The organism is Dokdonella sp. GW821-FHT11D02 (assembly GCF_058808595.1).
The window spans coordinates 37,539-49,577 of record NZ_CM179520.1; the positions used below are offsets into that span (position 1 = coordinate 37,539).

General features: G+C 65.1%; 10 protein-coding genes. 3 read left to right on the plus strand and 7 right to left on the minus strand.

What is annotated here, in order from left to right:
- The first annotated feature begins 27 nt into the window (after positions 1–27).
- A complete protein-coding gene (locus AC3QL3_RS00170) occupies positions 28–2,808 on the plus strand; it encodes a putative peptide modification system cyclase (RefSeq protein ID WP_492896190.1) in 2,781 nt (926 codons plus the stop codon).
- A gap of 14 nt (positions 2,809–2,822) precedes the next feature.
- Here the strand turns inward: AC3QL3_RS00170 and AC3QL3_RS00175 are convergent, their stop codons facing one another.
- Positions 2,823–3,104, minus strand: a complete 282-nt coding sequence (locus tag AC3QL3_RS00175; protein ID WP_492896191.1) for an NHLP-related RiPP peptide — start codon at positions 3,102–3,104, stop codon at positions 2,823–2,825.
- 125 nt (positions 3,105–3,229) lie between these two features.
- On the opposite strand from AC3QL3_RS00175, the gene AC3QL3_RS00180 reads away from it, so the two are divergent.
- Entirely contained in the window at positions 3,230–4,417 is a 1,188-nt protein-coding gene (locus tag AC3QL3_RS00180; protein ID WP_492896192.1) for a putative peptide maturation dehydrogenase, read from the plus strand.
- Between the two features lie 149 nt (positions 4,418–4,566).
- Positions 4,567–5,826, plus strand: a complete 1,260-nt coding sequence (locus AC3QL3_RS00185; RefSeq protein ID WP_492896193.1) for a hypothetical protein — start codon at positions 4,567–4,569, stop codon at positions 5,824–5,826.
- Between the two features lie 64 nt (positions 5,827–5,890).
- On the opposite strand, the gene AC3QL3_RS00190 is transcribed toward AC3QL3_RS00185, so the two are convergent.
- The 6 genes from AC3QL3_RS00190 to ubiK all read right to left on the minus strand — a co-directional run bounded on the left by AC3QL3_RS00190 (position 5,891) and on the right by ubiK (position 11,897).
- Positions 5,891–6,478 (minus strand): nucleotidyltransferase family protein, encoded by a 588-nt coding sequence (locus AC3QL3_RS00190; RefSeq protein WP_492896194.1) that lies wholly within the window; start codon positions 6,476–6,478, stop codon positions 5,891–5,893.
- A complete protein-coding gene (locus AC3QL3_RS00195; protein ID WP_492896195.1) occupies positions 6,475–7,506 on the minus strand; it encodes an XdhC family protein in 1,032 nt (343 codons plus the stop codon). Before AC3QL3_RS00195 ends, AC3QL3_RS00190 begins: the two co-directional genes overlap by 4 nt.
- Entirely contained in the window at positions 7,503–7,931 is a 429-nt protein-coding gene (locus tag AC3QL3_RS00200; protein WP_492896196.1) for a hypothetical protein, read from the minus strand. The genes AC3QL3_RS00195 and AC3QL3_RS00200 overlap by 4 nt, the downstream gene beginning before the upstream one ends.
- A 100-nt stretch (positions 7,932–8,031) precedes the next feature.
- Positions 8,032–9,807 carry a potassium/proton antiporter gene (locus AC3QL3_RS00205; protein ID WP_492896197.1) on the minus strand — a complete coding sequence of 592 codons (1,776 nt, stop codon included), beginning with the start codon at positions 9,805–9,807 and terminating at the stop codon, positions 8,032–8,034.
- A 134-nt stretch (positions 9,808–9,941) separates the two neighbouring features.
- Positions 9,942–11,435 (minus strand): YifB family Mg chelatase-like AAA ATPase, encoded by a 1,494-nt coding sequence (locus tag AC3QL3_RS00210; RefSeq protein WP_492896198.1) that lies wholly within the window; start codon positions 11,433–11,435, stop codon positions 9,942–9,944.
- A gap of 192 nt (positions 11,436–11,627) precedes the next feature.
- Complete coding sequence (gene ubiK, locus AC3QL3_RS00215) at positions 11,628–11,897, minus strand: ubiquinone biosynthesis accessory factor UbiK (protein ID WP_492896199.1); 270 nt, start codon at positions 11,895–11,897, stop codon at positions 11,628–11,630.
- Between the last annotated feature and the right edge of the window lie 142 nt (positions 11,898–12,039).

A 12,039-nucleotide genomic window follows, 5' to 3' on the forward strand; every position in this document is an offset into this window, starting at 1 on the left:
GCCCGCAGCAGGCGCACGGAAGGCGTGGTGTTGTCGGCCGCCGCTACGATTCGACGTTACGGAAAGGATGGCCAAACAAAATCGATCCTGGCGGCCGTGCTTGCCGGCGGCCGGATCGCGATGCGTCGCAAAGGACGCGAGGGAAACAACAGCCACACCATGAACGCTCTCGCACAATCCGCTCCGCCCGTCACGCAGACCGCCACGGTGCCGCTGCTGCGCACGCTCGTGCTCTGCGACCTGGTCGACTCGACCGCCCTGGTCGGACGCCTCGGCGATCAACGCGCCGCCGAACTGTTCCGCAAACACGACCGCATCGTGCGCACGCTGCTGCAGACTTACGGCGGCCGCGAGATCGACAAGACCGACGGCTTCCTGGCGATGTTCGACCGTCCGATCCAGGCGGTCGCCTTCGCGCTCGAGTACCAGCGCCAGTTGAAGCGTCTGGGCGAGGACGAACGTTGCCCGTTGAGTGCGCGCGTCGGTGTCCATGTCGGCGACGTGCTGACCTGGGACAACACGCCCGACGACATCGCCAAAGGCGCCAAGACCACCGAAGTCGAAGGCCTGGTCAAGCCAATCGCTTCGCGTCTGATGCAGCTGGCATTACCCGGACAGATTCTCCTGTCCGGCGTCGCCTATTCGCTCGCGCATCGCGCGCAAGGCGAACTCGGCGAGCGTCTGGCCACGGTGCGCTGGCGCACGCACGGCCGCTATCAATTCAAAGGCATTCCCGATCCGATCCCGGTATTTGAGGTCGGCGAGGAAGGGTATGCCCCGCTCAAGGCGCCGCCGTGGTCGGGCAAGGCGCACCGCGAAGTGCCGTTCTGGCGTCGACCCGGAAGCCTCGCCATCGAGCTCGGGTTGCTGTTCGCGGTGGTCGCGATACCGGCGTGGTACCTGCTCAAACCGGCGCCGGCGATCGCGTTCGCCAATCGCGACTGGGTCGTGGTCGGTGATTTCAAGAACCTAACCGGCGAATCGAAGTTCGACGAATCCCTGCAGACCGCGTTCCGCATCGGTCTGGAGCAGTCGCGCTACGTCAACGTGCTGTCCGATCTGAAGACGCGCGAGACGGTCAAACTGATGCAGCGCGATCCGGAGAAGACGACGGTCGATCGCGCGATCGGCGCGGAGGTCGCGATCCGCGACGGCGCGCGCGCCTTGATCCTGCCGACCATCGCCGAGATCGGCGGTCGCGTGCGCGTGACGGCCGAAGTGGTCGATCCGAACACGCAGACCACGGTGTACTCCGAATCCGCCGACGGCGTCGGCGAGCAGTCGGTGCTGCCTTCGTTGGACAAGGTCAACCAGCAATTGCGCGTGCGCCTCGGCGAGGCGCTGGCGACGGTGTCGAACGAGTCTCGGCCGCTGGAGAAGGCGGCGACCAAGAACCTGGACGCCTTGCGTGCGTACTCGCTGGCGCAACGGGCTTACAACTCGAACAAGCAGAAAGAGGCGCTTGTACTGGTCCAGCAGGCGACGAAGCTCGATCCGAATTTCGCGTTGGCTCGAACGCTCACTGCTGCGATCCACATCAATGCAGGGGACAACAGTTCCGCCAAGCGAGAAGTCGATCAGGCGGCCGCTTTGCGCGACCACCTATCGGCACGAGACGGTTTGTACGTCGAGGCATGGAAAATATCGTTCGACAATCCGGGGGCCGCGCTGGAAAAGTGGAAGGCTCTTTCCCAGTTGTATCCCGACTTCCAGGTGGCTCGTGGGTTGTACGGATACAACTCTTATGTTTTCGCCAATCGCTACGACGAAGCGATTCGCGCGTATCAGGCCATGGATTCCCAGCAAAGCCCATTCTCAGGCAGCCGAGAGGCTACGATGGCGATCCTGTATCTGGGACAGGAAAATTTCGAAGAAGCAAGACGGAGGATTCAGAAGGCAAAAAAATTAGGATTCACCTTCGACCAGCTCGATGCGGAAATCGAGGCAGCACAACGTAACTTCGATAAGGCGGAATCTTTGCTGGCGGGAAATCAGTCGCCCACGATCGCAAAGACGGACATTGGCGCACTGAATTTTTCGCTTGCATTGAATGTAGATCGTGGTCACTGGGACGAAGTCTGGAGACTTCTGCAGAGGGATCTTTCCGCTCTTGGCGCGGATGAGAAAGGGCCTCGGCAGAAACTGACGGTCGTCGAAATGAGCCTGCGGTCGATCGCCTCGGTGAAGGGAAGCGAGCACGACCGCATCAAGGATCTACTGCCACAAGAGCTGGCCGGTCCGAAGAGCCAGAACCCCGCGGACCGATACGAGTCGACATTTCATCTGCTGTTCGCCAGCTATCTTCTCGCCTCGAGCGGAGAGGTAAGCTCAGCGGAGACGGTTCTTGGCAGAATAGGCACTGAGGCAGCCGATAAGAACTATCCCGTACTCAACAGCATCCACGCGGCAGCCCAGGCGGAAATAGCCCGGGCGAAGGGAGATCCGCGTCAATCGATTCGCCTACTGCAACAGCAAGGTTTGGACGGAAGTGAGTTGTACATTACGCATGTGGCTTTGATGGACGCGTATGCGGACCAGAAGGACTACGAGAAAGCTTTAATCCATGCGCAATGGTTGGTTCAGCATCGCGGTCGCGCTTATACGGAGGCCAATTCAGATTGGATAGCCCGTCCGTTCAATGTCGCGCATTCGAATCTCGCACTCCTACGCGTTGCCGAATACTCACTTGCCCAAGGAAAAAAACCGAACGCGCTCACCGCATTGAAAGAATTCAAGAAGAACTGGGCCACAGCTCTCGACAAGGATTTTCTTTCCGGCAAAGTCAAGCAGATCGAGGCGAACCTCTGAGTATCTGCTGACGGTTAGTCGCTTTTGATCGACACGGAAGGCACAAAAAATCCCGCGCACCGCTGAGCAATTTCGTCATCCATGCTCCGATTGGCGTCTTCGAATATTTTCTTGGGACCCAGTCTCCGAGGAGCAAGGCAGCTTGCTTTCAAATTGACGACAACATGAAATGGAATGCCCAGTTCGACCAGCGCCGCCGCAGGCTTCTCTTCGAATCTCGCTCGGAATGCATCATTCGTGGCAAGCTCGTGGATCAATCGACGACTTTCTTCGATGGTAAGCGCGGCGTCACTCATATTGCTTCTCCACAGCTCTATATTTTTTGAAATCCTGGAAATTCACCCAGCCTATGTGGCACGAAGCCTCCTTCGTTAGGAAGCGTAGGCTGAAGCCCTGCCCTGAGGACGCGCAACTATAACTCATGAAGAGCGACGAAATTACCGCGGCAAGAGTACGCCGCTGCCACATTGTTGCAATTGAACCAAGAGAACGTATCGCGTTCGACCTTGAGCGCTTGGGGGAGAGCGAGAGTGGCCTCCACGTCGTCCAAGAATGGGTCGCGCTCGCACCGCACCTCGGTGTCGAGGTCATTGTCGACTACGACGAAGTGAGCGTTCTGGGTGGGGTCTCATCGTCGCGTTGGACAACGTTGGACGAACTCACCTTAGACCACGAGCGAGCGACACTCGAACAGCTGATTGAAAAGCAACTGCTAGTCGTTGCGGGGAGTTCTGCCGACAGCAGCGACCAAGACTCCCGCGACAGTCATTGGCACCGCACGTCCGCGGTCGCCCACTACGCGTCGCGATGGAACGGAATAGACATCGAGCAACGCGATCGCGAATTCAGGGAACACGCGGCGCGAGCTGTGCTCGACTATCTTGGCCCTGCCCCACCGCCTGTCGGAGAACGTGCGTCGACAGAGCAGAGAATTCCTCTGCCATCCGCCGAGCCGACCCCATTCGACGCGCTGCTGCTCAAGCGCGTGACCTGTCGCAACTACGATCGCTCGCGCCTGCTGAGTCTGGCCGAGTTCTCATCGGTGCTGTTTCGCACCTTCGGCGCGCGCGCGGTCGTCGATACGGCGCCCGGTGTGACTTTGCTGAAAAAAGGCGTGCCGTCCGCGGGCGGCTTGCATCCTACCGAGGCCTATCTGCTGGTTCAGCGCGTCGAGGGCGTCGCGCCGGGTTTGTATCACTATCATCCGATCGACCATGCGTTGGAACCGATTCGCTTGCTGGCGGCGGAAGAGGCGACGGAGCTGGCCAAGCGCTTCGTCGCCGCGCAAGCCTATTTCGTCGATGCGCACGTGATGGTGATTCCGACCAGCCGCTTCCGGCGCAACTTCTGGAAGTATCGCAACCACGCGAAGGCCTATCGCGCGCTCACGCTCGACGTCGGCTACCTGTCCCACACGATCTATTTGTCCGCGACCGAACTCGGCCTGGCCGCTTTCATCACCGCCGCGATCAACGAAGTCGACATCGAGCAAGCCTTCGGCCTCGATCCGCTCGAAGAAGGCCCGCTTGCGGTGTGCGGCTTCGGCATCCGTGCCGCCGAGCGCAAGGAGGTCGAGTTCGATCCGCTGCATGCGGTGTGGCCGGAGTGAGGTTGGCCGTCTAAACGTCCGATCCCATTGGCTTCGGAACCTCGCCGGCGGAGACGACCGGCGCACTTCGAAAGCGCCTAGGGTATTACCTAGTGCCCGCGCTCACTCGAGCGTAGGAAGATCGGGTTCATTTGTTTCGGAGCTCACCCATGGCCGGCATCGCCTCGCTGGGGACACCGTCTTCTCCTTCGCTCGACCTCGCTCCGTCGAGCGGGATGTCCGGGCAGGAAGCCTACGGCACGCTGCTCGACTTTCACGAGAACGTGCAGGCGCGGACTGCAACGCTCGAATCCGCGTCCGCTCCGGTCAAGGGTTTGGAGAGTGATCTGCAGCGGCAGCTCGCCGAGAATGCACCGGCCGCCGCAGGCATCGGCGCTGCGGAATACGCCGCCGAGTTCCGCAAGCTGCACGAGCCGACCTACCAAAAGGCGAAGGACGCGTCGGACGATCTGTCGAAGTATCTCGACGACAATTTGCCGAAAGCGTTGGCGGCGGGCGCAAATCCCGAGGTAGCGCAATCTCCGGCGATGATGAGTGCGGCGGAGTTGGCACTCAGTTCCATCGATGGCGCTCACGTGGCGCTCGAGGCCTATGCCAAAGGCGCGCCCGGCGATCATTCGCAACTCGCCTCGACGCTGCAGAACGCAGCCGGCTTGGCCGAGATCGGCGTCGATCAATGGGCGGACGCAGTCGATGCCGGCCCGGGCAGTGCTTTGTCGAAGGCGGCTGGCGGTCTCGGCGTTCTTGGCGCCACCATCCAATTGAGTGTGTCCAACGAGAGGCTGCAGAACGGTCAGGCAAACGTCGGAACGGCTATGCAGGCGGGCGCTGCCGGTGGGGAGTTTGCGCTCGGTGCGCTGACGATAGCTGGAGTTACCGTTCGCGGTGCCAACCCGATCGGACTCGGTTTGACCGCCGTTGGCTTGGTCGGCACCGGAGTGGAGGCGGTTGAGGATCAGAACCGCATCGCCGGCCACGAAGCCGCCGTATTCGGCGCGCTGAAGATCGACGAGGCCGCGGCGAAGGCGATTGGTGCGGCGAATCCGGCCACGCGCGACATTTTGTTGAACGCGGATTTGACGCCGAAACAACTGCAAGCCATCGGCAAGGCGGCACCGGATGCACTGCGGACGTCACCGGAATGGACCCGCGCCTTTCTCGAAGGAACCGGCTTGCGCGGCCAACCGCTGGTTGATCTGCTGACGAACGTCGGCCCGGGCGCGTCCACCTTCATCGGCAAGGCCGCGCAGGAATACGGGCTGCTCGGTTCGCCGCGCAATCTCACGGAGCTTGCGGACAACTTGGACCGCTTCCAGAAAGTGGGCACCGGCTTCCCGCTGTCGCCGGCGGAACAGAGAGGCGTCGATTCGCTGCGCGCCTGGGACGCCGTTCTCGACACCGCGCCGTAACGGCGCCGCCCCGCGTCGCTCGGTCTTGCCGGCAGACCGCGGAGTTCGGTCGCTCCTCGTACGATCAGCGATGCCGTGTCAGGTCTTCCGGCGTGTCCAGATCGATGGCGAGCGCTGGCGCATCGAGTGCGACGACTTCGTTCGCGCGCGCGCGCAGCAGCTCACGCGCGCCGACGTCGCCTTCGATCCCGCTCAAGTCGGCGAACCACGCGCGCGGCAGCACCGCCGGCACGCCATGCACGCCGGCGTACGCGCTGGCGATCGCGCGTTGCGGCTGCGCGCGCCAGGTCTCGCACAGGGCATGCAAATGAGTCGCGGCGAGCGCGGGTTGGTCGGTCAGCGCGATCAAAGCGCCCTCGCAGCGCGCATCCAGTGCGGCCAGACCGGCACGCAGCGAAGCGGACAATCCGTGCGCGTAGTCGGGTGCGATCACGCTGCGCAGCGATAGCCCGTGCAAAACCTCTCGCAGGCGTTCGGCATCGTGGCCGAGCACGATCACGCAATCGAGCGGTGCGGTCGCGAGCAGCGCGCGCGCGGCGCGGCGCAGCAGCGGCTCGCCGTCGACCTCGATCAATTGTTTCGCTTGCCCGAGCCGAGCCGATGCGCCGGCAGCGAGCAAGATCGCGCCATGCGACAGCGGCGGGCGATTCATCGGCGGCGCGCGCGTGCCAGTTCGGTCTGCAGCTGCGCCACGATCGCCAGCGCGATCGCTTCGGCGCCTTCGCCGCCGAGCGGCAGCCCGACCGGTGCGCGCAGGCGCGGCTGCAGGCTCGCAGCGATCTCGGCGCCGACTTCGGCGAGCAGATCGTCGCGCCGCGCCGGCGGACCGAGCAGGCCGACATAGCGGATCGAACTAGCGGCGAGATGCGTCAGGCAGCGCGCATCGAGCAGGTAGTTGTGATTCATCACCAGGGCGGCGTCGAAGCGTGTGAGCGTCAGTAGAGCCGGTAAGTTATCCGGCCCGCCGCCGTGCAGGCGATCGATGCCGCACTCGTCGGCAAAGCGCGACCAACGCTGGCGATGCTCGGCCAATTCCGCGTGCCAGCCGAGCTGCCGCGTCAGCTGCAACAAGGGGCGCGTTTCCGGACCTGCGCCGAGCAGGAGCAGCCGCGGCGCCGCTGCGATGACGAGCTCGATCGGCACGTTCAACGCCTCCGCTCCGTCGGACGACTTCCGGCCGTCGCGTTCGAAGTGGTAACGCTGCACTTCGGTGTCGCCGGCAACGACGTGCGCTTCACCGCGACCGATCGATCCCGCCGCACCGTCCAGCGTCAACTGCACCGCTGCGCCCTGCGCATCGGCACCGAGCAGCGCCTCGCGCAGCGGTGACGCCGCCGCCGGCACGGGCAAGAGCAGCACGCGGGTCGAGCCGCCGCAGCCGGTGCCCGAGCCGAACACGCGATCTTCATCGCCGCTGGTATCGAAGCGCACGTCGCTGGCGACACCGCGCGCGAACACTTCGCGTGCTGCCGCTTCGAGCTCGCCTTCAAGACAGCCACCAGACAATGCGCCGACGCGAACGCCGCCGGCATCGAGCAGGATCAAGGCGCCGGGCTTGCGATAGGTCGAGCCGGCGGTTTCCACGACGACCGCGAGTACGCCGGCTTCGCCGCGCGCGGCCAGCGCGCGCAAGCCGTCCACGACCGCGCGCTGGCCGCCCAGAGGTGGCTCGAGGCTCATGCGGTATGCGGCTCCCTTTGCAGATCTTCTTCGCTGATCCACTCCTCCACATCCCGCAGGACTACCGAGCGGATCCAGTGCATGAAGTTCTCGGGATTTTCTTCAAGAACGGAGTAGGTGAGCGGAGCCGTCACTTCCTTAGTGCCCGAGAAAGACAGATGGCAGCTGATCACGTTGTCTTGCACGACGCTGTTGTGGACGACGAAGAAAGCAAAGCAATCCCTATCCTGCCGCCGCGCGAACGGATAGACCTCGCATTGCGTGCCGAACTCGGCCTTGAAGGCGCGTTGCGCGAAGCCGTTCTTGGAGAAGTCGGGGGCGCGCCCGATGGACTCGGCCGAATCGAGGAAATACCAGGGCATCCAGTCCGTGAGGCCCTTGGCCAGGAACCAGCGATACGCCAGCGGAAGCAAAGCTGCGGTCATCGGAATTTCCCAGTGCGTGGGACCAGGCGAGTTCCGCTACCGGCACGACGCGGACGACTCTTCCATAGCGGAAACGGGATGAAGTCGCGAAAGCCTCGTTTCAATGCTTGCCCAGGCGCCGCGCGACGCCGTCGAACAGTCGCACCGGTTTGACCAGCGCCTTGCCGAGCCGCTCCAACTTGAGGCCGACCTTGGCGACGCCGTCTTCGGCCAGCTCGCGCGCGATCAAGGTGACCGGCCCGAGGCGTACGCGATCGCCGACTTCGATCGTGTGTTCGAAGCGCCGCGCGAAATGCTCGGCTAGGGTCAGCGGCGCGTCCTTGGCGCGGATCGGCAGGCTGTAGAACTCGGCCACGTCGGCCAGGCGCACGTCGGCGTCGAGGCTGAATTCGCCGAACAGTTCGAGCTCGGCCTCGCGCGCTTCGTCGGGCGGCGCGAACAGCCAGTCGAGCCGATGCACGCGCCCGGGCGGCGCGAGCAGATAGGCGTAATCGCCGGCGGCGAGCGGGCCGGCAGTTTCCGGCATCAAGATCTCGCCACCGCGCACGATCAGGGCGAGCTGCGCCCAGGCCGGCGGCGCTTTCGTCAGCACTGCCGCACCCGCCGCGACTTCGTAGCCGACGATCTCGCGCGCAAGCGAACCGGGTAGGTCCAACTCGACCCGGCGCACTTCGCGATCGCGATGCGGCAGCGCCACGTCGAGCAGGCGCGCGGCGAGACCGAGTGTCCAGCCCTGCACCAGCAGCGAGACCAGCACGACGATGAAGGCGACGTTGAAGATCAAGGCCGCATGCGGCAGGCGCATCAGCATCGGGATCGAAGCGAGGAAGATGCCGACTGCGCCGCGCAGCCCGACCCAGGCGACGAAGGTGATCTCGCGCTTGCCGTAACGGAACGGCGCGAGACAGGCGGTCACCGCGAGCGGGCGGCCGATCAGCATCAGGAACGCGGCGAGGCCGAGCGCCGGCCAAAGTACGGCGGCGAGCGTGTGCGGAGTCACCAGCAAGCCGAGCACGAGGAACATCGCGATCTGGCACAGCCAGGTGCCGGCATCGAGCACCGAGAGCAGATTGACGAACCCTGGCACGTTACGGTTGCCGACCACCACACCAGCAACGTAGACGGCGAGGAAGGCGCTGCCGTGCAGCGCGCCGGTCAGCCCGAACACGAGCACCGCGCCGGCAAGCAAGAACAATGCGGCGAGACCGCCCGACAGCGGCAACTTACGCAAGGCCGCCGCGATGCCGAGCCCGCCGATAGCGCCGGCGAGCGCGCCGACGCCGAACTGCTGCGCGAGTTCGAGCGCGAATTGCGCCGGCGCGAGACCGTGCGGTGCGGCGAGGTACTCGGCCAGGAGCGTGGTCAGCAGGACCGCGACCGGATCGTTCGCGCTGGATTCGATCTCCAAGGTCGAACCGACACGCGAGCGCAGCTGCAAGCCGCCCGCACGCAACAGGAAGAACACCGCCGCGGCATCGGTCGAGGCGACTACCGCACCGAGCAGGAAGGCTTCCACCGCATCGAGTTTGAACAGGTAATGCGCCGCCACCCCGGTCAGTGCGGCGGTGATGACGACGCCGGCGGTGGCGAGCAGCAGGGTCGGTGCGAAGACGCCGCGAAAGCTCTCGCGGCGCGTACGCAGTCCGCCGTCGAACAGAATGATCGCGAGCGCGAACGAACCGATCTGATAGGTCGCCTGATAGTCGTCGAACTGGATGCCACCCGGCCCGTCGACACCGGCGAGCATGCCCAGCACCAGGAACACCAGCAGCAAGGGCGCGCCGAAGCGCCGCGCGATCAGGCTCGAACCGATGCCGGCCAGCACCAGCGCGGCGGCGGCGGCGAACAACCAATAGGTGTGGTGGATCGCGCTCATCGGATCGGCGGAATCGCTCGTACAGGGGTTGCGAGGCGTCGGAGTCCGGCCCAGGACGCTCCCACTTTACACGCCGCGATGGGCGCGGCGAGCGACTTTTCGCTCGCCGAGCACTGACTAATCGAGCACTGCTCTCACTCGGCGAACCGACGGTACTGGATCGCCTCGGACAAATGCGCCGTCTCGATGCGCACTGCATCGGCCAGATCGGCGATCGTGCGCGCGACGCGCAGAACGCGATGATAGGCGCGCGCCGACAGGGCGAGATGTTCGACCGCGCGATCGAGCAGGCCGTGCTCGTTGCTGCTCAAATCGCAATCGCGTTCGACTTCGCGGTTGGTGAGCCAGGCGTTCGGTTTGCCGGCGCGCTCGAGCTGACGCATGCGCGCTTCAGCGACGCGCGTGCGCACGCGCGCGCTGGATTCGCCGCTGCCGGCTTCGCGCAAGTCGGCCGGTGCCACGCGCGGCAGCTCCAGTTTGAGATCGATGCGGTCGAGCAAGGGACCGGAAATGCGCGCGCGGTAACGCGCGATCGCGTCCGCGGTGCAGCGGCAGCGGCCGCTCGGATCGCCGGCGTAGCCGCAGGGGCAGGGATTCATTGCCGCGACGAGTTGGAAGCGTGCCGGAAATTCGACTTGCCGCGCCGCGCGGGAGATCGAGATGCGGCCCGATTCGAGCGGCTCGCGCAGCACTTCGAACACGTGGCGGTCGAATTCGGGCAGCTCGTCGAGAAACAGCACGCCGTAGTGCGCCAGTGAGATCTCGCCCGGGCGCGGCAGCGAACCGCCGCCGACCAGAGCGGCGGCAGAAGCGGTGTGGTGCGGATGACGGAACGCGCGCTTTTTCCAGCACGAGACGTCGTTGTCGTGGCCGGCGACGGAACGGATCGCCGCGAGTTCGAGCGCTTCGTATTCTTCCAGCGGCGGCAGGATGCCGGGCAAGCGGCTGGCCAGCATGGTCTTGCCGGTTCCCGGCGGACCGACAAGCAGGAGATTGTGGCCGCCGGCGGCGGCGATCTCGAGCGCGCGGCGCGCCTGCGGCTGCCCGCGCACGTCGGCGAGGTCGAGCGGATCGGCGGCGGCCGACAGTGGAACGAGCGCCGGCGCTGCGAGTTCGGCGCGACCGGCCAGGTGCGCGCAGACGTCGAGCAGCGAATCGGCGACGCGCACGTCCGCGCCAGCGACCAGGGCCGCTTCGGCGCCGTTGCCGCGTGGCAGGATCACGCGCCGGCCGATGCGCGTCGCATGCAGCACGGCCGGGAGCACGCCCTGCACCGACCGCAGCTCGCCCGACAGCGCCAATTCGCCGACGAACTCGTGTCCACTCAAGGCGTCGCGCGGCAGGCCGCCGTTGGCGGCGAGGATGCCGAGCGCGATCGGCAGATCGAAGCGGCCGCCGTCCTTGGGCAGGTCGGCCGGTGCCAGATTCACCGTCACGCGGCGCTGCGGATACTCCATTTGTGCATTGAGGATCGCGGCGCGCACGCGGTCGCGCGCTTCCTTCACCGCCGTTTCGGGCAGGCCGACGATCGAGGTGCCGGGCAGACCGCCCGACAGATGCACCTCGCACGCGACCAGGGGCGCTGCGACTCCGGCCTGCGCGCGCGTGTAGACGACGGCGAGGCTCATGGATGCTCCGGAAAAGAGCCCGCCACTCCCGCCAGGGGGTGAGCTGCGCAGAGCAGCGGGCTTCCCGGGAAACCGTACAACCGATCTGAAGACGGCATCATGACGTCGATCGCGGACACGCGTGGCTCCAGCGGCGCCGCAGAGGTGCGGCGCTCGTATAGGCGAAAAAACGCGCTGTGGCGGATCGCTGGGTTAGTGCTTGGGCTGCGTCGTCGCCGCGCCGACCAGGCGCTCGAGGGCGAGGATCTGCTGCTCCAGCTGTTCGATTTTCTCGCGCGTGCGCAAGAGCACGCAGCGCTGCACGTCGAACTCCTCGCGCGTCACCAGATCGAGCTGGCGCAAGCCGGCCTGCAGGGCGCTGCGGAAATTGCCGGTAAGGTCCTCGCGCGCCTGATCGAGGCCGGGCGGGACCAGCGCGGCCAGTCGTCGCGCGAGGTCATCGATGGAACGAAGCTCGATCATGGCTCACCCTTTGGGCATGATTCGGATGGTCGGACGACACGCCGCGCGGCCTGTACCGGCCGCTTCGACGCAAGATTCAAAGTCCCTGGGGGTCGACCGACGGCGGGTGTACCCGCCGTCGGCCGGAAGCTTCCTTGCGGCG